A 22,424-nucleotide genomic window follows, 5' to 3' on the forward strand; every position below is an offset into this window, starting at 1 on the left:
TAACCCTGATAGGCTGTGCCCGCTGCCGCCGCTTTTTCTACATTTGAAAAGCCTTTATGCGTAAATCACGCTGGTGGCGATTGGGGCGTCGTTACATACTTGCCCCGTTTGTAATCAAGACTAAAGGGAGAGGCGTTATGAAATGCCATCGCGTCAATGAACTTATTGAACTGATTCACCCGGCGTGGCAGAAAGACCCGGATCTGAATCTGGTTCAATTTCTGCAAAAGCTGGCTGACGAAGCCGGATATAAAGGGCCGCTTGGCGAGCTGACGGACGACGTGTTGATCTATCATCTCAAGATGCGTGATTCATCCAGCACTGACGCTATTCCCGGTCTGAAAAAGGACTACGAAGAAGATTTCAAAACCGCGCTGTTGCGCGCCCGCGGCATCCTGAAAGACTAGCCTGAACGGATATAGATTAACGCGATGTGTAGTGGATCAACCATGCCGGCCTTCAATTTTCAATCCCTGCTGCCGGACGCTATTTTAGACGCGCTGTTTGACGTAGGGCTGCGGGTAGACTCCGGCCTGACGGCGCTAAACAGCTATGAAAACCGCGTTTATCAATTTATGGACGAAGAGCGACGCCGCTTCGTCGTGAAGTTCTACCGTCCCCAGCGCTGGAGTGAAGCGCAGATTCAGGAAGAGCATGACTTTGCTTTGGAGCTTGCAAACGACGAAATCCCGGTCGTTGCGCCGCTCTCGCTTGATGGGCGCACGTTGCACCAACACCAGGGCTATTTATTCGCCGTGTTCCCAAGCGTCGGCGGTCGTCAGTTTGAAGTGGATAACCTCGACCATCTTGAGTGGGTGGCCCGCTTTTTAGGGCGCATTCATAAGGTGGGCGAAAGCGGCAGCTTTGCTCATCGCCCCACGTTTGGGCTGGACGAATATCTTTACCAACCTCGGGAAACGCTGGCGGAAAGCGCGCTGGTGCCAAATGCCGTAAGGGCAGACTTTCTGTCCGCACTCGACTGCCTGATTCAGGCCGTTGAGTCTCACTGGCACATAGACTGGGCGCCGTGCCGACTGCACGGGGATTGCCACCCCGGCAATATTTTGTGGAGAGACGGGCCAACGTTCGTTGATTTAGACGACGCGCGCAACGGCCCGAAAATACAGGACGTTTGGATGCTCTTACAGGGAGAGGAACGAGACAGGCTAATGCAGCTGGACTTGATTGCCGAATCCTACGGCGAGTTCGCCGATTTCCCTGTAGAAGAGCTTGCGTTAATCGAGCCGCTGCGCGGTATGCGGATGGTGCACTACCTGGCCTGGGTTGTGCGCCGTTGGAACGATCCCGCATTTCCGAAAAGCTTTCCCTGGATAGCCGACGTCGATTTTTGGCAGACGCAGCCGGCGGCCCTGTTTGAACAAGTTAAACGCTTAGAGGCTCCGCCGCTGCGGCTGGCGCCGATGTACTGATTTTTTTGTCACGGAGTGTTGTTATGAAAAAGATGGTTTACGCTGCGATTGCCGCAGGTGCGTTTTTAATGCTGTCCAATCCTATTATTACGGCAAGCGCGGCGGAAACGTCAGCGGCCGCTACCGCCAACTACAAAGACGGTAAGCAGTACACCACGCTTTCCCGCTCTGCGACCGAAGAACCGGAGGTGATGGAATTTTTCTCTTTCTTCTGTCCGCACTGCTATGACTTCGAAAACGTCTACCATATGACGAACGTGTTTAAAAAGCAGCTGCCGCCTAACGGCAAGATGGTTAAGTACCACGTGGACTTCATGGGCGGCGAGTTGGGCTCTCAGCTGACGCAGGCCTGGTCTGTCGCCATCATGCTGAACGTTCAGGATAAAGTGGCTCCGCTGCTGTTTAACGGTATTCAAAAGACGCGCGCTATCCAAAACCTTGACGGAATTCGTCAGGCGTTTATTGAAGCCGGCGTTTCCGCACAGGATTTCGACAGCGCTTGGAACAGCTTCGTCGTTAAGTCTCTGACGCTGCGTCAGCGCAAGATGGCGGAAGAAGTGGAGCTTAGAAGCGTGCCTTCCGTCGTCGTGAACGGCAAGTATATGGTGAAGACCGACGGTCTGGATGCAGATTCGGTTGATAGCTTCATCAGTGAATACGGCAACGTCGTAAAGTTCCTGCTTAATAAGAAGTAATGTCGTATTTATTGATAAAGCCTCGCTGAATAAGCGGGGCTTTTTTAATAGCATTTTTTGTATATTTTTGGGCTGTGGCCCATCGGTATATATATTATTCATCCACTTTTACTTTCCATTTAATGAATAATCATATTTCACATTAAGGAATAAATGGAAAGTATTTCCTCGCGACTTACTTGAAATATTCAATATCTCGCAATGTTTTTAATTGATTGTATTTTATGAATAAATTCTGATTTTATCAGAATGGATATATTTTAAAGTATTAGTAAATGTTTCTAAATGTGATGTGAATCATGCAAAAGACCTTTTTATTAATTTAGATTACCTCCGAATTAAAAACATATTGCAACGCTTTATTTTTCTTGGCTCGCTTCGCGCGTAGTCACTATTTATTTTTATTTTGCATTCAGCTAAAGGAGATAATCATGAAATTAACGCGAATAACGCTATCCCTGTTGTGCTGTCTTTGCGTCAGCGGAACAGCGCTGGCGGCCGGGGGGCTTGATAAAGAACGCCCGCTGGTGGCAACGACGGATATCGTTCCGATGAAAGAAGGGCCGCTGGGCGTTGTTGACGTAGCGCCTTATGACGGCGTTTTTCCTTTGACGGCAATTATCAACAAGGCCAATCACAACATTAGCAAAGTCAAAGTGACCGTACTTGGCAAAGGTGATAAAGGGATCCCCATCAGCTACGACGTAGGCCCTCAGGCGATTAATACGCACAACGGCATTCCCGTATTCGGCCTCTACCCTGATTACGTCAACAAGGTGAAAGTGGATTGGGAAGAAGGCGGCAAGCCGCAAACTTATACGTGGTCCGTCTATGCCGCACCGGTCACCGTTCCCGCTACGGGAGGACAAACCGCCGCGCTTCCTACCGTAGAGCCTGTGAAAGTTGATGGCAGCCTGAAAAATCGCCTGTATTTGTTTAACCATATCGTCGGAACGTCTAAAAACGGCCACATCATGCACGTGAAGGGCGGCGCGGCGAACTGGGACTACACCGGGATAAACTGGATAAGCGATACCAACGGCGACGTGCGCTGGTTTATGAACATCGATAAGCTGCGAAATCCAAACGATATTACCCGCATTGGCTCGATGATGAGCTTCCATCAGGTAAAGGACGGCAATTTGATCTTTGGCCAGGGCCAACGCTACTACAAGTATGATTTCCTGGGGCGCAATATTGCCGACAAGCGTTTGCCGAAGGGCTTCATCGACTTCTCGCACGAAATTATCGAAACGCCTAACGACACCTATCTGCTGCGGGTCGCTAAAGAAGATTATCCGCTGAAGGACGGCTACACCGTTAACACCGTGCGCGATCATATTCTGGAAGTGGATAAAAACGGCGATACGGTGGACTACTGGGATTTGAACACGATCCTCGATCCGTTCCGCGATAACGTACTGCTGGCGATGGATCAGGGGGCTGTCTGCCTGAGCGTAGATACCGCTCATTCTGGTGAAACCATGACGAAAGAGCAGCTGGCGCAGCTGCCGTTCGGCGACGTCACCGGCTCCGGGCCGGGCCGTAACTGGGCGCACGTGAACTCCATCAGCTACGATGCGCGTGACGACAGCATTATCATCAGTTCACGCCACCAGTCCGCCGTTATCAAAATCGGCCGCGACAAGCAGGTGAAGTGGATTATTGCCGATCCTACCGGTTGGAAGGGTGAACTGGCGAAAAAAGTATTGAAGCCGGTCGATAAGTCGGGCAAGGCGCTCAAGTGTGAAAATCACAAGTGCGAAGGCGACTTCGATTGGACCTGGACGCAGCATACCGGCTACATCGTTCCGTCAAAGAGTACCAATGGCAAGTCCGTCGTGACGGTATTCGACAACGGCGACGCCCGGGGTATGGAGCAGCCGGCGCTGCCGACGATGAAGTACTCTCGCGGCGTAGAATTCGTCGTTGATGAGAAGAACATGACCGTGTATCAATCCTGGGAATACGGCAAAGAGCGCGGCTTTGAGTGGTATAGCCCGATCACTTCCGTAACGCAGTATCGGCCAGAAACCAAAACGATGTTCATGTATTCCGCAACGGCAGGAATGTCGGGAACTACGCCGCTGGTCTCCGTACTTAACGAAGTGAAAGACGGTACGCAGGATGTGATGCTGGAGCTGAAGGTTCATAGCAACCGTCCGACCATGCTGGGCTATCGTTCATCCATCATCGATCCAACGGTGATGTTTAAGAAATAGAGTTGAAAAGATTTTGACATAACCACTAATAATAAATACCTCTGAGTCACGCCACTTCAGCGGGGAGCCTGTTCCGAGCCCCGCTGTTTTTTTTCTGAAAACGATTCCTCCTTTTCAACTATGCTTGTTCCAACGAGGCGTTTTTTGGCACAAGTGCTTTATTCCCCCTGCCTCGGATGATAACGTATGCCGGTTCCTTGGCGTTCAGATAGTTTCGCGCTGCGCCGGATACTTAGATGGATTTAATGGATACCGTTTTGGGGAGTAGATATGTCTTTCGTTAAGCAAAAATCATGGGCGCGCTTTTTCGCCCCCCTGCTGATGCTGGGATTAGTTTTCCAACTGACCGCCTGTGGCGACAACGAACCGGAGCAGCGTAAAGCCTTCAGCGAGTTTCTTCAGACTAAAATTGTCGACGGCGCTAAAGTTCGCCTGCCGAGCCTGACCGATGAACAGAAAAAGGCCTTTGGCAACTACGCTAAAGACTATGACCTGCTGACCGGTTTTACCAACGACCTTAACGGCGCGTTCTCTAGCTCAATGCAATCGTCAATGACCGAGCTTAGAACGCTGAACACCATGAAGGCGATGGTTGATAACCGCGCGAAGGTGGAAAAAGCGCAAACTGAAACCCGCGCGGCTACCGCCAAGCTGGATGAGATCATCAAGAAAACCGCCGATAGCTACGCGGCAGTGAAAATGCCGGACGACCTGAAGGCCGTTTATGACAAGGCCTATGCGAAGGTTGTAACCCAGCAGGGCGACCTGGCTAAAGAAACGCTGGTTCTGTTGGACGAGACCTTTGGCGACGTTCTGAAGCTTTCTGACTTCCTGAAAGCGCAGGGCGACAAGATCGAGTACAGCGGCCACATGGTTCAGTTTACTGAACAAAAAGCGCTGGATCAGTTCAACGAAATGAACGGCGAGCTGCAGAAGAAGCAGCAGAAGCTGATGGACGTTGCGCGTAAGATTGCGCAGCTGATGTAAGCCTAAACGTCATTAAAACGAGGCCGCTTTTGCGGCCTCGTTCATTATGGAGCTATGGCCATGAAGGAATATGCGGATAAGAAGGCGCTGATTGAACGGATTCAGGCCTGCTATCAACGATTCATCGCAGAGTTTGAAGACATCCCAGACGAGGTTTCGGCCACAAGAGTGGAAGGCGTAGACAAAACGCCGCGAGAGATGCTGTCCTACCAAATTGGCTGGATATCCTCGCTGCTGTTATGGGAACAGGAAGAGCAAGCGGGAAGGCGCGCAGCCGTCCCGTCGGCAGATTTCAAATGGAATCAGCTGGGGGCGCTTTATCAGTCTTTTTATCAGCAGTACGGGCAGTCGACGCTGAGCGAGCAAAAAGAGCGACTGGATAAGCTGGTTACAGCGTTAACGAACTGGCTTGAGATGCTCTCTGACGACGTTTTGTTTGAGCCGGGCAAACGCAACTGGGCGACAACCAAAGCGATGTGGCCGGTCTATAAGTGGGTTCATATCAATTCCGTCGCGCCCTTTACCAATTTCAGGCCGAAAATCCGCAAGTGGAAAAAGAACGCTTTAAAATAGTAATGAGGCGGTAACCCGGCTTTAGCCCAATAAACCGCTTCCTGTTCCTTCTATCACCTTGACTAGAAGATCTCTCCCCCATGCCCTTCTCTTCCCCGATAACCCGCTGCGGCGTGAGCCGATGGCACCCCAGTATTTGCAGCAATACTCAACAGGAACTAGATTTAGTTAATGAAAATACTGTTTTCATCGACTTCTTTAGTTGAAAAAACTGAGATGGCCCGTTGTTATAAGCGATATCTAAGAGGACATCCGTTATGTTGAAAAATAAGACGAATCTCCAGGTCATTATCTGGACGACGCTTATCGGCGGCTTTATTAGCTCCCTGGTTAAATCGGGAACGGAAGCCAATATGCCGCCCCGCGTTGCGGGAGAAATCTCCCCTCCGGCGGCGCACATCGACGCATGGCTTGGGTGGCTTGGTATTAACTCGCACTCAATGGATTACGTTTACCAAGGGATTACCATTCCCGGTGCGGTCATGCTCTATCACTGGCTGTTCAGCTTTGCGTTCGCGCTGGTTTATGTGCTTGCTTCCGCCTACTGGCCGAAGGTCAGGCTTTGGTACGGCGCGGCCTACGGCCTGATTATTACTATCGCTATGCATGGCTTTCTTATTCCCGCGCTGGGCTTCCGGCATCCGGCCTATTTAAACGGGGAGACGGGGTGGCTGTGGAACCTTAACGGCTACGAGCTGTGGAGTGAAATCCTTGGGCATATCTGCTGGTCGTTCTCGATTGAAATCAGCATGATTGCCGTACTCGCTCTCTTGGCCAAACCGATACAAGGCGCGTGGGCCAACCGGCCGTAATCGTAATGACGGCGCCGGCCCGGAGTAGGACGTAAGCGGCTATTTAGCCGGCTTTGGGCCCGTCAGGCGATTTTCCATCTCTTCGATTTTTCCGGTCAGGAGCCGCATTTGCATATTCTTGCTCCAGCTGGCCGACAGCCCTGGCGCGCTCAGCAACGCCTTATAGCGCTCTTCGTCAAAGGGCGCGTGGAAGGCAATCGAGATGGCCTCGGCGACGGAAATATCGCTATTGCGGCTGACCAGTTCCAGCGGGTCGTCGGCGGTCACTTTGCCTTCCGCCAGCACGCGGTAGAGCCAACCGCAGCGGCCGCTGTCCTGCATCACGCGGGCGAAGCTATCGATAGCACAGTGGTAGTTGAGCTTATAGCAGGGAGAGCGCGGTTGAGTCACCTGAATCAGCGCCTTGCCCCAGCGAAAGATATCGCCGATATGGACGTTGTCTTCCGTCAGCCCCAGCGTTGAAACGTTTTCACCAAACAGCGGCGCGGCGAACTGTTCCGCCTGCTGTGGGAAGCGTGATTTCCAATAGGCATAGTGCTCGCGTGGATAGTGGCACAGCGCGCGATCGGCACCGCCGTGATGGCGTTTTTCCGCCTGTTCGTCGCCCACGAAGCCGAGCGACGTCAGCGTCAGTTCGCCGTCAACGGCCAGCTTGGCGATGGCGCTGGGGGCGTGGTCATCGTAAGGGCTGATTTTTCCGATAAAGACGTTGGGGGAGTTCATGGTGGGCCGCCTTGGCTAAGCTAGGAAAAGTTTAGCATAGCGGCGCAGAGTGAGACGGTCTAGCCTTAAAGATAGGGCCGCCTCATGAGAGGCGGCGATATATCAGGCCTTAAACCTTCTTCACAAAGCAGGCTTTCAGCATCACGCTGGTGTTGTCGATTTTGCAGTCGATCTCGTGGTCGCCGTCTACCAGGCGAATAGGCTTGCTCTTGCTGCCGACTTTCAGCACGGTGGAGGAGCCTTTCAGCTTCAGATCCTTAATCAGGGTCACGCAGTCGCCGTCGGCCAGCACGTTGCCGTTGCTGTCTTTTACGATGCGCTCATCGCTGTCTACTGCTTGCTGCTCGTTGGGGTTCCACTCGTGGGCGCAGTCGGGGCAGATAAGCATCGCGCCGTCCGGATAGGTGTTTTCTGAAGCGCACAGCGGACAGGCTGGAATAGAGTTCATGATTTTTCCCTAAAAATAGCTAATCAAAAAGTAAGGCGACATCCTAGCATAAACCGGCGATTTTATCACCCGTTTGAGGCAGAGTAGCAGGAAAACCAAGCCTTCTTGCTCATCTACCAAAAAGAGCGTATCCATTTTTCCTTGAGAAAAACGGTAAAATGCGAGGAGAAAAGCGTTATTTTTGGCGCAAAGAATAGGGAAATCAAAGAGAGAAGGGCATAAAGCCAAGTTTTTGCTAGAGCGGCGGCGAAAGGTTCGCCGCCGCATCGTGGAGACGTTACGACAAAGGTTATTTCTTCACGTCGGCGAAGCGTTTTGCCGCTTCGTCCCAGTTAACGACGTCCCAGAAGGCCTTGATGTAGTCCGGGCGGCGGTTCTGGTACTTCAGGTAGTAGGCGTGCTCCCAGACGTCCAGACCGACGATGGGATAGCCGGAGGCGCCGGAAACGCTTTCGCCCATCAGTGGGTTGTCCTGGTTGGCGGTAGAGACGACGGCGAGCTTGCCGTCTTTATAAACCAGCCAGGCCCAGCCGGAACCGAAGCGCGTGGCGGCCGCCTGTTCGAACTTCTCTTTAAACGCGTCGACGCTGCCGAAGTCGCGCTCGATGGCCGCTTTGAGCTCAGAAGTTAACTGGGTTCCCTTCTTCAGCCCTTTCCAAAACAGGCTGTGGTTGGCGTGGCCGCCCGCGTTGTTTCGAAGCGCGGTACGCTTTTCCGCCGGGACCTTGTCCAACTGGGCAATCAGCTCTTCGGCGGAAAGGTTCTTAAGCTCGTCGGGCAGGCTCTCTAACGCGGCGTTGGCGTTGTTGACGTAAGCCTGATGGTGCTTGCTGTGGTGGATTTCCATCGTCTGCTTATCGAAGTGGGGTTCTAAGGCGTCGTAAGCATAGGGAAGCGAGGGTAAAGTGTAGCTCATTGCGTGCTCCTTAAAATGGACGTTATGCCGCCATAGACCAAAGACGAGCGGCCGGGTTTCTTTAACGCCTTCAAGTATAGCACCGTTAATCAATTGATTATCATTATCGTTTGTATGGTTAATTCCTATCGGTGGGGGAGACTTCCGCCTCGATTACGGGTAAAGTCTTTAGTTAAATAAATGTCAAAGCTCTGTTGCATTGACCGAGTAATAATGATTAAGGAAGCAAAAGCATGAGCAGTATCCGCATTGTTTCACCGGAAGAGGTGGGCAAAAACCCTACGGCGATCCCGCCGCTCCTGTTTGCCAACCTGAAGAGCCTCTATTCCCGCCGCGCTGAGCGCATGCGCCAACTGGCTAAAGACAGCCCATTGGGGAGCTATCTGGAATTTGCCGCAAGCGTAGTAGACGCCCAGGATAAGGCTCGTCACGACCATCCGTTGACGCTGGACCTGACCGACGTGCTGAAAAACGCTTCCGACAGGCCGCCGCTGGCGACCGATACTTATCCGAGAAGCGAACACTGGCAGACGCTGCTGTTGTCCATTATCGCCGAGCTGCAGCCCGATGCGCCGGAACACGTCTTGCCGGTGTTGGAATCGCTGCAAAAAATGAGTTCTCAGGAGCGGGAAGCGCTGGCGACCGCGCTTCTGGCCGGCGAATACGGCAAGGTCGGCAGCGATAAGGCGACGTTCCTGTGGGCGGCGCTTTCTTTGTACTGGGCGCAGATGGCCAGCCAAATTCCCGGCAAGGCGCGCACCGAGTACGGCGAAGGCCGCCACTTCTGCCCGGTCTGCGGCAGCGCGCCGGTAGCTAGCCTGGTGCATATCGGCGCTGAAACGGGCCTGCGCTATTTGCACTGCAGCCTGTGCGAAAGCGAATGGCACATGGTTCGGGTGAAGTGCACCAACTGCGAACAGGGCGGTAAGCTCGACTACTGGTCGCTGGACTCGGAAAAGGCGGCGGTGAAAGCGGAAAGCTGCGGCGACTGCGGCAGCTATCTGAAAATTCTGTATCAGGAGCAGGATCAGTACGTTGAGCCGGTGGCCGACGACTTGGCGTCGCTGGTACTGGATGCGAAAGTTGAAGAAGAGGGCTTTGCCCGCAGCAGCATTAACCCGTTTATGTTTCCGTCAGGGGAATAAGGCGGAAGCCATAAATTAGAAAAGGGCGCGGTGTAATCCGCGCCTTTTCTTTATCTTTACACCCCAACAATCCTCTGCGGATGGCTGTAGACCGTCGCCCGGCCCGGCTTGCTGAAGCCGACCAGCGTCAGGTTGCATTTCTCGGCGACTTCCACCGCAAGCGTAGTGGCCGCGGAAACGGCGAACAGGATTTCCACGCCGCACATCGCCGCTTTCTGAACCATTTCATAGCTTGCGCGGCTTGAAACCAACACCGCGCCGTCCTTCCAGCCGGCCTTGGCCCGCACGCCTAAAAGCTTATCCAGCGCCACGTGTCGCCCAACGTCCTCGCGCCCGCCGAGCATTTTCCCTTCCGGTGAAATCCAGCCTGCCGCATGGGTACAGCCGGTCAGCCTGCCGACCAGCTGTACGTCGTTCAGGCCGGGGAGCGCGCCGTCCAGCAGCGCCAGATCGAAGGTTTGGGTAAACGGCAGCGTCGGTATCGGGCGAAGAACCTCGCCCAGCTGCTCCACGCCGCATACGCCGCAGCCGGTGCGGCCCGCCATCGCCCTGCGGCGCTCTTTCAGGCCGGAGAATCTGCGCGTTGAGAGTTCGACGTCTACCTCAATGCCGCGACAGCCGACGTTAACATCGATGCCATAAATCTCGCTTGGGGATTCGATAATCCCTTCGGCTAATGAGAAGCCGATCGCAAATTCATCCAATTCTTTCGGCGTCGCCATCATGACGACATGGGAAATCCCGTTATAGACCAGCGCCACGGGGACTTCCTGCGCAACCCAGTCCTGCTCTGGGCTTGTCAATGCGTTGTGCCGGCGAACCGTTAGAGACTCTACGCCAACGATGGGCGTTTTATCATCACTTTTATGGATTTTTTCACTGTTCACGCTATAGGCCTTCGGATGTTAGGGGCTTGATGGAAATTATTTTAAAGTTAACATTGAATGTACAAATGGTGCAAAAATGTCCAACATTAAGTTAATTTTCGTAACATTTAGGACGTGGATCAATTTTGAGACCATTTTATATTCGTATAATAAAGTTGTCTTTGACTTGATCGTTTAATCGTTTGGTTCGTTGAGGTTTAAATGGCGGGGCGATACTAAATTCGTCCAATCTGGCGAGATTTTCTACCAATTATGAGTGGTAACAAACGGCCTTTATAACGGATAGACTAGACTTATAACGGAATGTTATACGCAGTATACAGAGCAATGTAGCAGTTTAATAAGAAGGAGAAAACCATGCAGGTCAGCAGAAGGCAGTTTTTCCGAATCTGCGCTGGCGGTATGGCAGGTACAACGGCGGCGGTTCTGGGGTTCACCCCGGGCGCGGCGCTGGCGGAGACGCGCAGCTATAAGCTTTTGCGCGCGAAAGAAACCCGCAATACCTGTACCTACTGTTCGGTGGGGTGTGGGCTGTTAATGTACAGCATGGGGGACGGCGCCAAAAACGCCAGAGCCAGCATATTTCATATCGAAGGCGACCCGGACCATCCGGTCAGCCGCGGTGCGCTTTGCCCGAAAGGCGCAGGGCTTATTGACTATATCAACAGCGACAGCCGTTTGAAGTATCCGGAGTATCGTGCGCCGGGTTCCGACAAGTGGCAGCGCATCAGCTGGAATGAAGCTTACGAGCGCATTGCCAAGCTGATGAAGGCTGACCGCGACGCTAACTTCCAGGAGAAGAACGCTGACGGCGTTACCGTTAACCGCTGGTTGACCACCGGCCTGCTTGCCGCCTCTGCGGCCAGTAACGAAAACGGTTTACTCACACAAAAATTTTCGCGGGCGCTCGGCATGCTCGCAGTAGACAACCAGGCGCGCGTCTGACACGGACCAACGGTAGCAAGTCTTGCTCCAACATTTGGTCGCGGTGCGATGACCAACCACTGGGTGGATATTAAAAACGCCAACCTGGTCGTCGTTATGGGCGGCAACGCCGCTGAAGCTCACCCGGTCGGTTTCCGCTGGGCGATGGAAGCGAAAATCCATAACAACGCCAAACTTATCGTTATCGATCCGCGCTTTACTCGTACGGCGTCCGTGGCTGATTTCTATACGCCGCTGCGCTCCGGGACCGACATTGCGTTTCTGTCGGGCGTGATTCGCTACCTGATGGCGAATAACAAGGTTAACGCGGAATACGTCAAACACTATACCAACGCAACGCTGCTGGTAAGGGACGACTTCACCTTTGAAGACGGCCTGTTCAGCGGTTATGACGCAGAAAAGCGCCAGTACGACAAGACGACCTGGAACTATCAGGTTGACGAGGAAGGCTACGCCAAACGCGACATGACCATGACGGACCCTAGGTGCGTATGGAACCTGCTTAAGCAGCACGTCGATCGCTACACGCCGGAAGTCGTCAGCAACGTTTGCGGTACGCCGCAGGAAGACTTCATTAAAGTCTGTGAGCTGATTGCCGAAACCAGCGCGGTAGATAAAACCACGTCGTTCCTGTACGCATTGGGATGGACGCAGCACTCCGTGGGCGCTCAGAACATCCGTACGATGGCCATGATCCAGCTTCTGCTGGGCAACATGGGCATGGCGGGCGGCGGCGTTAATGCGCTGCGCGGCCACTCCAACATTCAGGGCTTAACCGACCTTGGCCTGCTGTCGCAGTCGCTGCCGGGCTACCTGACGCTGCCGTCAGACAAGCAGGCGACGCTGCAAACCTATCTGGACGCCAACACGCCGAAGAAAGGGCTAGCCAACCAGGTTAACTACTGGGGCAACTATCCGAAATTCTTCGTCAGCCTGATGAAGAGCTTCTACGGCGACAAGGCCCAGAAGGAAAACGACTGGGGCTTTGACTGGCTGCCGAAGTGGGACGCCGGTTACGACGTTCTGAAGTACTTCACCATGATGGATGAAGGCAAAGTTAACGGCTACATCTGTCAGGGCTTTAACCCAGTGGCGTCTTTCCCGGACAAGAATAAGGTCGTTCGTTCTCTGTCCAAGCTTAAGTATCTGGTGACTATCGATCCGCTGAGTACCGAAACCGCCGAGTTCTGGCAGAACCACGGTAAGCAGAACGACGTCGATCCGTCCAAGATCCAAACGGAAGTGTTCCGCCTGCCTTGCACCTGCTTTGCCGAAGAAGACGGCTCTATCGTCAACTCCGGCCGCTGGCTGCAGTGGCACTGGAAGGGCGGCGAAGCGCCGGGCGAAGCGATTACCGACGGTCAAATCCTGGCCGGGCTGCTGTTCAAACTGCGCGAGCTTTACGCTAAAGACGGCGATAACGCCGTGGGTAAAGAGCCGCTAATGAACATGACCTGGGACTACAAGATGCCGATGCATCCGCAGTCCGAAGAGATGGCGAAGGAGTCCAACGGCTATGCGCTGGTGGATATTACCGACGCTACCGGCAAGGTCATCTTGAAGAAGGGCCAGCTGCTCGACAGCTTTGCTCAGCTGCGCGATGACGGTACGACGTCCAGCGCCTGCTGGATCTACACCGGTAGCTGGACCGAAGCCGGCAACCAGATGGCGCGTCGCGATAACTCCGACCCGTCGGGCCTCGGCAACACGCTGGCCTGGTCCTGGGCGTGGCCGCTTAACCGCCGTATCCTGTACAACCGCGCTTCTGCGGATATGCAGGGCAAGCCGTGGGATCCAAAGCGCAAGCTCATCGAGTGGGATGGCGCCAAGTGGACCGGTATCGACGTTCCGGACTTCAGCGCAGCGCCTCCGGGCAGCGACGTGATGCCGTTTATCATGCAGAACGAGGGCTTAGGTCGCCTGTTCGCCGTGGATAAGATGGCTGAAGGTCCGTTCCCGGAACACTACGAGCCGTTTGAAACGCCGCTGGGCACCAACCCGCTGCATGAAAAAGTGGTGTCTAACCCGGCAGCCCGCGTGTTCAAGGCTGACTTGGACAATATGGGCAGCTCGAAGGACTTCCCGTACGTGGGCACCACCTATCGTCTGACGGAGCACTTCCACTTCTGGACCAAGCACTCGCTGCTTAACGCGATTACGCAGCCCGAGCAGTTCGTCGAAATCGGCGAAGGTCTGGCGAAGGCGAAGGGCATCGTTCAGGGCGATACGGTGAAGGTCAGCTCCCAGCGCGGCTACATCGAAGCCAAGGCGGTAGTGACCAAGCGTATTCGCACGCTGAAGGTTCATGGCCAAGACGTGGAAACTGTCGGCATTCCGATCCACTGGGGCTTTGTCGGCGCGGCTCGCAAGGGCTTCCTCGCCAATACCCTGACGCCGTTTGTCGGCGACGCCAACACGCAGACGCCGGAGTACAAGGCGTTCCTGGTTAACGTAGAAAAGGTGTAACGGAGAGAAAATATGTCAATGCAATCTCAAGACATTATTAAGCGTTCCGCCACCAACTCGCTGACGCCGCCTCCTCAGGCGCGTCATCACCAGGAAGAAGTGGCGAAACTGATTGACGTCACTACCTGTATTGGCTGTAAGGCCTGTCAGGTAGCCTGTTCCGAGTGGAACGACATTCGCGATGAAGTGGGCCATAACGTCGGGGTTTACGATAACCCCGCCGATTTGAGCGCCAAGTCGTGGACGGTGATGCGTTATTCCGAAGTGGAAGAGAACGGCAAGCTGGAGTGGCTTATCCGCAAGGATGGCTGTATGCACTGTAGCGATCCGGGCTGCCTGAAGGCCTGCCCGTCCGCAGGCGCTATCATTCAGTACGCTAACGGCATCGTGGACTTCCAGTCCGAGCACTGTATCGGCTGCGGTTACTGTATCGCCGGCTGTCCGTTCAACGTTCCGCGTTTGAACAAAGAGGACAACCGGGTTTACAAGTGCACCCTGTGCGTTGACCGCGTTACCGTCGGTCAGGAACCGGCCTGCGTGAAGACCTGCCCGACCGGCGCTATTCACTTCGGTACCAAAGAAGCGATGAAGCAGCTGGCGCAAGAGCGGATCGCTGAGCTGAAGGGGCGTGGCTACGAGAACGCGGGTCTTTACGATCCGCAGGGCGTCGGCGGTACGCACGTGATGTACGTGCTGCACCATGCCGACCGGCCTGAGCTGTACCACAATTTGCCGAAGGATCCGGTCATCAGCCCGGTCGTCGGCTTCTGGAAAGGCATTCTCAAGCCGCTGTCTGCCGCCGCGTTTATCGCCACCTTCACCGGCCTTATCTATCACTACGTAGGTATGGGACCGAACAAGGTCGATGAAGACGAGGACGAGGAGGAACATCATGAAGCCAAATAAGATGATTAAGCGTAACTCGTTCATCGACAGGGCGTGCCACTGGACCGTTGTCATCTGCTTTTTCCTGGTGGCGCTGTCCGGTATCGCGATGTTCTTCCCGACGCTGAGCTGGCTGACCCAGACGTTCGGTACGCCGCAGATGGGGCGCATCCTGCACCCGTTCTTTGGCGTACTGATCTTCTTTGTGCTGATCCTGATGTTCTTCCGCTTCGTGAAGCACAACATTCCGAAGAAAGAAGATATCTCCTGGTTCATCCACATCGTTGAGGTTCTGAAGGGCAACGAGCATAAGGTCGCGGACGTGGGTAAATACAACCCCGGTCAAAAGGCGATGTTCTGGAGCATCATGAGCCTGATCCTGGTGCTGCTGGTGACCGGCGTCGTTATCTGGCGTCCGTACTTTGCTCACCTGTTCCCGATGTGGGCTATTCGCATGTGCCTGATGATCCACGCGGTGGCGGCCATTGTGCTTATCCACGCGATTTTGGTTCACATGTATATGGCGTTCTGGGTGAAGGGCTCCATTACCGGCATGATCGAAGGCAAGGTCAGCCGCAAGTGGGCGCAAAAGCACCACCCGCGCTGGTACCGTGAGGTCGTAGCGAAGGAAGAGAAAGAAAACAAGTAGCGGCTGTCTATCGTGGCATCGTGAAAAAAGCGGCGGGGAGATCCTCGCCGCTTTTTTATTGCCGATCGAAAGATAAAACGTGTCCATCTGAAATAAATCATTATTTTAGAGTTTGTAGATAATTTTATATGATGGTCTTTATATTAAAGGAAAACGCTCAAGTGATTGTTGAATACGAAAATAAAGCAACTCGCCGTCAGCCGTAATTTTCGAATTGTCGAGCGCAATGCTTTCGAGGTTGGTTTTATTGCCAGATGTATCATTCTACGTATAGAGTTATCTGTCGTAGGCCCCCGGTGTTTTTTGACGGCAGAACAGATTGCGCGTTGAGAACCGCGTCAGCTTAGGGCATTTAGCCAGCTCGGTAATGTGTCATTTGAGTTTTTCTTGTCTATAATTATTTTATTTCTGTTATTGTAAAATAAATAATTACATAATCTGAATTACGGTCTTGTTTCCATATCAATATAATTGGATGAGATAATATTTCTCTATTGTAATGCCTTATTAGAATCAAAGGGATATTTAGCCATTGGCTTAATTGAAAAGGAATCATCACTTTATGATAAAGGTCATTTCTTCCACGGCGACGCTCGCCGGCCGTTTTTTATTAAAGCCGCTCTGTTTTCTGAGCTGGTCGCTGTATGCGGCCGACGGCTTTGCAATAACTGTTGCCTGGCAGGAAAGCAGCGGCCAGACGCAAACCATCACGAACGAAACCAGCAGCGGCGCAGACGTCGTTTTTTGGGTCGACGGTGAAAACAGCGTGATTAACGCCAGCCAAATTGTTGCGGAAGCCCAAGCTAACTTCGTTGCTGATATCGTCCGCGTATACGACCAGGGCACGTTGAATATTTCCGATAGTACCCTTATTGGACACTCAGGCGACACGTTTGAAGTGGATACGCAGGGCAGCCTTACGTTGAATAACGTGACGGTGCACAGTGAGGGGGGAAATCTTAATGGGCTCTTCAATATCGTAGGTAACGGTAGCGTAGTTGTTAATGGCGGCAGCATTACGGCAGACGGTGAGCTGCTTGATATGGTGGACGGTAGGGTCTCCTTTACTGACATGACCATTACGGCACTGAGAGGGGGATATATACAAGGAAATTCCTCGTTGACGCTGTCAGGCGTCAATTTAATCACTCAAAATTACGGTGTTGCCATTGGTGCGGATAGTGAAGCGACAATTATCAATTCAACTATCCATTCCGGTGATAGCTATAGCGGCGTGTTAAGCGTTGGTACAGTAAGTATCGTTAATACTCACATTGATGGCGGCGGTAATGGTGGATACGCTTTTGCTCTGTCAACTTATGGTTCGGGGGTGATTGACGGCGATAGTGTTTATATTACCCACAGTAATTCTTATCAGGGTGTGGGAGCTTGGACTGAGAGCGGTACGATTACGCTGCGTAACAGCAGCATCGATCTGCAAAACGGTGAACTGTCCGCGGGCGTTTTTGCGCTGGGTTCATTATCGGATAGTCCGATACTCCTTGAGCTGTCAGACTCAAGCGTCAACGTCAGCGGCACGAACGTCTTTGGTGTCGTATCTGCTGTGCAGGACGGTAATACCAGTTTACCCAACGTCATATTGACCAATACTGACGTTACGATGCAGGGTGAGCGGGCCTATGCTTACAACGCCTCAGGCCTCGGCGCCAGTTTAACGATTACCGGCGGCGGCGCGACGACCGATGGCAGCAATGCGTATGGCCTAAAGCTGCGCGATCGGGCCAGCGTCACGGTGATCGGCACATCTATTTCTACGGCAGGCGCAGATTCGTCGGCTATCTATACAAGTTATGAAGCGCAGAGTACCGGCAACGCACTAACCGTTGACAGCAGTGCGATCGCCGCACGCGATGCGGCCGTCGTTAAGGCGACCGGCGACCTTACGCTGAATCTTACCAACGGCACCACGCTGAACGCACAAAACGGCAACGCGGCGATATTAGCCTCCGATGGGTATGATATCGGTTTCAGCTTCGTAACTCCCGTTCCGGACGTTTATACTCCAGCAGGCAGCGTCGTGGTGAATGCCGACGCATCGACTATTAACGGCGACGTGATACAGAGCAGCAGCGACGGCAGCGGCTCACTGGCGCTGAGCCTGAAAAACGGTTCGGCGTGGCAGGGAGCGGCGAAGAACGTTAGCCAGATAGAGATTGACGACGCCAGCCAGTGGCTGGTTAACGGCGATTCCTCGTTTGGCGCGCTGAACAACACCGGTCTGGTGAAGGTTGATTCTTCTGTCGTGTTGACCGGCGCCGTTAACAATGCGGGAGCGATTGTATATTCCTCGCCCGCCGCTGGCGGCGCGTTCCGCACGCTGACTGTCAACGGCGATTACCATGGTAACGGTCAGCTGTTAATGAACGTAGCGCTCGGCGGCGATGATTCTCCGAGCGACAGGCTGGTGGTCAACGGCGACACTTCCGGTACGACCAGCGTGCATATCAACAACGTCGGCGGGCTGGGGGCACAAACCGTCAACGGCATTGAAGTGATTGACGTTAACGGCGCATCGAGCGGCGTGTTTACCCAGAGTAATCAGGTGCAGGCCGGGCTGTACGAGTACCGTCTGTATCAGGACGCGAACAGCGGCGACTGGTATTTGCGCTCGCAGGCGTCTGGCCCGGAGCCGGTCACACCCCAGTATCGCGCGGATACCGGCGCCTACCTTGGCAACCAGTGGATGGCGCGCAGCCTGCAGATGCAGTCCCTCTACGATCGCGAAGGCAGCCAGCTTCGCTCTGACGACGGCAGCGTGTGGATGCGGTTTAAGTCTGGTGCGGCCGACTCTACGGCGGCGAGCGGCTATGTTGATATCGACAGCCGCTATTCCCAGATCCAGCTCGGCGGCGACGTTTTGGCATGGCGCTACGGCGAACAGAGCCTGGACGTCGGCCTGATGGGCAGCTATATCACCGCGGATACCGACAGTACGGGCAACCGGGGCGCCGACGGCAGCCGGTTTAGCGCCTCCGGTCACGTCGACGGTTATAATCTTGGCGTTTACGCCACCTGGTTTGCCGACGCGCAGGCTCATCGGGGCATGTACGTCGACAGCTGGTATCAGTACGGCATGTACGATAACTCGGTGGATAACGGCGACGCAGGCTCCACCCGCTATGACTCAACGGCCAACGCCGCCTCGCTGGAGGTCGGCTATCGTTACGACATTGCGCTCAATAGCGGTAATTCAATAGGCCTGACGCCGCAGGCGCAGGCCGTTTGGCAGAACTACAGCGCTGACGGCGTGAAAGACGGTAACGGTTCGCGTATCGACGGCCAGAACGGCGACGATTGGACCACCCGCCTCGGTCTGAGAGTAGACGGTCGGCTGCGCAAGGACGCCAACGTCATTCAGCCGTTTGTCGAAGCCAGCTGGCTGCACGCCAGCGACGGGACAACGGTGTCTTTCGATAATGCTCAAACGAGGCAGGAAATGCCGTCCGATCGGGCGGAGCTGAAAGTGGGCATACAGGCGAATATCGGCAGTCGGTTAAGCGTCACTGCTCAAGCCTCGGGCCAGAAGGGCAGCCACGGCTACGGCGATGCCAACTTCGGCCTGAACGTGCGCTACGGTTGGTAAACGGTATATTCCCTCGGCAGAGGTAAGCCTTTGTCGGGGGATGCGTCAGGCGGCGCTAGCTGCCCATCTCTGACAGGTCGATTTTTACCGCGCAACATTTCTTCATTTCCTCACTGCCCTCACATTTTTCCGCAAAGAAGTTGTTTATCGTTCACGCAAAATCCATCGAGTCTACGCATCCGTTACACAGGCAGTGAAAATAAAATGAAATGGAAACGTTTAACCTGTTTTCTTTTGGCTATGAGCGCCTCAGCGGCGCTGTTTGGCTGCAAACCGTCCGAATCTGAGCTGGAACAGCGCGCCGTAGAACAATTCAGAACCAAGCTCGCCGCCGCGCAATATCATGAAATTTACCTGGCCTCTTCCGATATGCTGAGGAAAAAGCTGACGGAAGTGCAGCTGGCCGAAATGCTGGAAGCGACGAAGCTCGACTTAGGCTCCTATCAAAGCGCGAATTTACGCGATCGTGAGCTAACGACCTATGCAAAAGGGCTAAGGCTCGTCAGGCTAACCTATGGCTCTGCTTTTTCCAAGCGTTCCGGTATCGAAGAAGGGTTTGCCTTTGAAAAAACTCATCGAGGCCTGAAGCTTGCGGGATATTGGTATAAAAATGCAAATTGATGCCTATTGACAGCATGGTCGATCTTTTTTGCTGAAAAATTGGTAATATAGATATTTAATTCTAAGTGTATCGTTTTTTTCTCATAGTAGTAGTATTTCATCGCGTATAAAGTGAGCCTTTTTTAATATGGCCTTGCTCCTGTTGTTAATGGTTTGGGATATGATTCTAAGCCCATACTTATTTTCTTTAATTTTTCTTAATCAGTGTAAATCATTAGTCTATTCCTACGGGTGTTCTGCTTGTCTTTGAGCTTTTGAGGCTATTGACTCTAAGGTCTATAACGGAGTAAACGGTGGTGTATATTTATTCATTAGCTTATTAAATGTTAGTAATGGTCGTGCCGCTAACTTGTCAAAGTATGGTGGTGTAAATTTTGGAGGGCTTAAGATAGCTATAGATTAGTTAATTAGAACTTTTATATGAACTTTAATCAACTCGAAGTATGGATGGGGTTTATCTACTTGTTAGTGTTGTTTGTGTAATTAATCATCTTTATTGATGAGGGGGGGTCGTAGAAAATTCCATTTATATCAATAATATATAAAATATTTCCTTTCTTGGTATTTTCATGTTATCAGATCAAATGAATTGGCGATGATTTGTTTTTTATATGGTTATACAGGTTGTGGTTACTTTGTTTCTTAAAATAACGTTGGAAGTTTGTTTTTAATACTCCTTGAAAATAATTTAATCTAAATATGGACTTTAAATTATTGAATATTATTTTTTGTTATTTTCTGTTTTTGTATTGCATCTCCCAAGATTTTTAGTTTTTTATGCTAAAAATATTTAAATTATCAGAATTCGAGTTGATTGTTTGATCTTATAGCGATCTATTATTGGTGTTAATGGGTTTTTTTGTCATATAATCTCAAGGATTATTTATATTTATTTATTAATTTTTTTTGGTTTTTTCTTATTAAATCAACGTCTAGCTAAGCAAGTGCTCAGTATATTTAGTTGGTGTTCCTCTGAGAATGGAGCTAGAGAATAAAGGAGCTATTCTAAAATGAACGATCGCGCAAGTTTGCTCGTGAACTCAGGCGGTACGACTTCCCAAGTTCTTTCTTTAAATTCTAAAAAGCCCGTCAAAATTAAGTTTCAATTTGGTACTAAGTACCTTCTTAAAAATCATGATGACGACTTTGCACCGGAAAACGTAACGCTTCAACGTAATGGCAACGATCTTTATGTGACGCTTGAAGATGAGACAGAGCCTTCGCTTGTTGTTGAAGATTATTATTCTACCGGCAACGACATGCAGTTTTTGGGTATGGCAGAAGATGGTCAGCTGTATGCCTTTATGTCTGCTGATGGAACGGCGTTTGATTCGGGATACTTACTGGCGGACGGACAATATTCTCAAGCTGCTTTAGGTGGAAACGCACTGGGCAGCGGCTCCTATCTGTTTCAGCAGGTTGAAAACGGCGATGATAACATCCTGGCTGGAATATGGCCGTGGCTGCTGGGCGTTGCTACAATTGCGACCGCCGCTGGCATTATAATTGCAAATCAGGATAACGACGACGGTAATTCCCCAGCGCCAGCTCCTTCTTCCGTACCGGCGGTCACGGACATAGCCGATAACACAGGAGCAATAACCGGCAGCGTAGAATATAACGGCGTTACCGATGAACAGCGTCCGGTCATCACGGGGTCTGGGGAAGCCGGTAGCATTATCACCGTTTATGACAACGGTACGATTATTGGTACAACAACCGTCGATGCAAACGGCAAATGGACGTTCACGCCAGACAGCAACCTGTCTGACGGTAAGCATGAGATTTCCGCGACGCAAACCAACTCAGCCGGAGCGGTCAGCCAGCATTCTGACAGCTTTGCATTTACTGTTGACACTCTGGCGCCAGAAAAGCCGCTTATTACCAGCGTATTAGACGACGCAGGGGCCGTTCAGGGCGCATTGACCAATGGCGCGATGACGGACGATACGCGTCCGGAGTTCAGCGGTTCCGGCGAAGCTGGGTGCATAATTACGTTTTACATCAACGACGTTGCGGTAGGTTCGACAACCGTTGACAGCGACGGAAACTGGAGTTTTACGCCGTCAGAAGATTTGTCTGATGGACACTATCAGGTGTATGTAACCCAGACGGACAAAGCGGGTAACGTCAGCGAAAAATCTGCGACGTTTGATTTCGACGTGAATACGGCAAGGCCCGATAGCCCAACTTTCGACAGCATCATTGACGACGTCGGCCCGATCACCGGTGAGATCACCGACGGCAGCGATACCGACGACACCCAGCCGACCTTCAGCGGCGAGGGCGAGCCGGGCGACACCATCACCTTCTATGACAATGATGAGGTGATTGGCTCGACGACGGTGGATGAGCACGGCGAATGGAGCTTTACGCCGGATACCCCGCTGGACGAGGGCGAGCACGCGATCACCAT

18 protein-coding genes are annotated in these 22,424 nt (G+C 52.6%); 14 read left to right on the forward strand and 4 right to left on the reverse strand.

The features are described from left to right. Positions 1 to 137 precede the first annotated feature (137 nt). The 7 genes from G544_RS0117045 to G544_RS0117075 all read left to right on the forward strand — a co-directional run bounded on the left by G544_RS0117045 (position 138) and on the right by G544_RS0117075 (position 6,719). Entirely contained in the window at positions 138 to 407 is a 270-nt protein-coding gene (locus tag G544_RS0117045; protein ID WP_027275715.1) for a YihD family protein, read from the forward strand. Between the two features lie 42 nt (positions 408 to 449). Continuing rightward, on the forward strand, positions 450 to 1,430 hold the full coding sequence (locus G544_RS0117050; RefSeq protein WP_036024423.1) for a serine/threonine protein kinase: 981 nt from the start codon (positions 450 to 452) through the stop codon (positions 1,428 to 1,430). Between the two features lie 68 nt (positions 1,431 to 1,498). Further along, positions 1,499 to 2,125, forward strand: a complete 627-nt coding sequence (gene dsbA, locus G544_RS0117055; protein ID WP_134389240.1) for a thiol:disulfide interchange protein DsbA — start codon at positions 1,499 to 1,501, stop codon at positions 2,123 to 2,125. 431 nt (positions 2,126 to 2,556) lie between these two features. Continuing rightward, the gene (locus G544_RS0117060) at positions 2,557 to 4,347 is read left to right on the forward strand and encodes an aryl-sulfate sulfotransferase (RefSeq protein ID WP_027275718.1); all 1,791 of its coding nucleotides are present in this window, start codon (positions 2,557 to 2,559) and stop codon (positions 4,345 to 4,347) included. A 270-nt stretch (positions 4,348 to 4,617) separates the two neighbouring features. Further along, positions 4,618 to 5,334, forward strand: a complete 717-nt coding sequence (locus G544_RS0117065; RefSeq protein WP_027275719.1) for a DUF3053 family protein — start codon at positions 4,618 to 4,620, stop codon at positions 5,332 to 5,334. Between the two features lie 60 nt (positions 5,335 to 5,394). Next, the gene (locus tag G544_RS0117070; RefSeq protein ID WP_027275720.1) at positions 5,395 to 5,907 is read left to right on the forward strand and encodes a ClbS/DfsB family four-helix bundle protein; all 513 of its coding nucleotides are present in this window, start codon (positions 5,395 to 5,397) and stop codon (positions 5,905 to 5,907) included. Positions 5,908 to 6,164: 257 nt separating this feature from the next. Further along, entirely contained in the window at positions 6,165 to 6,719 is a 555-nt protein-coding gene (locus G544_RS0117075; RefSeq protein ID WP_027275721.1) for a YagU family protein, read from the forward strand. A 39-nt stretch (positions 6,720 to 6,758) separates the two neighbouring features. Here G544_RS0117075 and yiiM read toward each other — a convergent pair whose 3' ends face one another. From yiiM to sodA, 3 genes are all read right to left on the reverse strand, one after another. Then, positions 6,759 to 7,442 (reverse strand): 6-hydroxyaminopurine reductase, encoded by a 684-nt coding sequence (gene yiiM / locus G544_RS0117080; protein WP_027275722.1) that lies wholly within the window; start codon positions 7,440 to 7,442, stop codon positions 6,759 to 6,761. 109 nt (positions 7,443 to 7,551) lie between these two features. Further along, complete coding sequence (locus G544_RS0117085) at positions 7,552 to 7,890, reverse strand: zinc ribbon domain-containing protein YjdM (protein ID WP_027275723.1); 339 nt, start codon at positions 7,888 to 7,890, stop codon at positions 7,552 to 7,554. A gap of 289 nt (positions 7,891 to 8,179) precedes the next feature. Further along, positions 8,180 to 8,806: a superoxide dismutase [Mn] gene (gene sodA / locus G544_RS0117095; RefSeq protein ID WP_027275724.1), complete on the reverse strand. Its 627-nt coding sequence runs from the start codon at positions 8,804 to 8,806 to the stop codon at positions 8,180 to 8,182. Positions 8,807 to 9,039: 233 nt separating this feature from the next. Here sodA and fdhE point away from each other — a divergent pair, with 233 nt between their 5' ends. After that, the gene (fdhE, locus tag G544_RS0117100; protein ID WP_027275725.1) at positions 9,040 to 9,951 is read left to right on the forward strand and encodes a formate dehydrogenase accessory protein FdhE; all 912 of its coding nucleotides are present in this window, start codon (positions 9,040 to 9,042) and stop codon (positions 9,949 to 9,951) included. Positions 9,952 to 10,007: 56 nt separating this feature from the next. Here fdhE and fdhD read toward each other — a convergent pair whose 3' ends face one another. Further along, the gene (fdhD, locus tag G544_RS0117105) at positions 10,008 to 10,796 is read right to left on the reverse strand and encodes a formate dehydrogenase accessory sulfurtransferase FdhD (RefSeq protein WP_245614600.1); all 789 of its coding nucleotides are present in this window, start codon (positions 10,794 to 10,796) and stop codon (positions 10,008 to 10,010) included. 399 nt (positions 10,797 to 11,195) lie between these two features. On the opposite strand from fdhD, the gene fdnG reads away from it, so the two are divergent. The 6 genes from fdnG to G544_RS0117140 form a co-directional block, all read left to right on the forward strand. Continuing rightward, positions 11,196 to 14,249, forward strand: a complete 3,054-nt coding sequence (fdnG, locus tag G544_RS0117115) for a formate dehydrogenase-N subunit alpha (RefSeq protein ID WP_081873503.1) — start codon at positions 11,196 to 11,198, stop codon at positions 14,247 to 14,249. 12 nt (positions 14,250 to 14,261) lie between these two features. After that, a complete protein-coding gene (fdxH, locus tag G544_RS0117120) occupies positions 14,262 to 15,155 on the forward strand; it encodes a formate dehydrogenase subunit beta (RefSeq protein WP_027275729.1) in 894 nt (297 codons plus the stop codon). After that, positions 15,139 to 15,783, forward strand: coding sequence for a formate dehydrogenase-N subunit gamma (gene fdnI / locus G544_RS0117125; RefSeq protein ID WP_027275730.1), 645 nt, complete (start codon positions 15,139 to 15,141; stop codon positions 15,781 to 15,783). The genes fdxH and fdnI overlap by 17 nt, the downstream gene beginning before the upstream one ends. Positions 15,784 to 16,345: 562 nt before the next feature. Next, the gene (locus G544_RS20895; protein ID WP_051155814.1) at positions 16,346 to 19,387 is read left to right on the forward strand and encodes an autotransporter outer membrane beta-barrel domain-containing protein; all 3,042 of its coding nucleotides are present in this window, start codon (positions 16,346 to 16,348) and stop codon (positions 19,385 to 19,387) included. Positions 19,388 to 19,591: 204 nt separating this feature from the next. After that, a complete protein-coding gene (locus tag G544_RS0117135; RefSeq protein WP_134388922.1) occupies positions 19,592 to 20,008 on the forward strand; it encodes a hypothetical protein in 417 nt (138 codons plus the stop codon). Positions 20,009 to 21,018: 1,010 nt separating this feature from the next. Next, positions 21,019 to 22,424: Ig-like domain-containing protein (locus G544_RS0117140; RefSeq protein WP_027275732.1), on the forward strand; the 1,406-nt coding region annotated here is incomplete at its 3' end.

Source organism: Leminorella grimontii ATCC 33999 = DSM 5078, assembly GCF_000439085.1.
Classification (GTDB): domain Bacteria; phylum Pseudomonadota; class Gammaproteobacteria; order Enterobacterales; family Enterobacteriaceae; genus Leminorella; species Leminorella grimontii.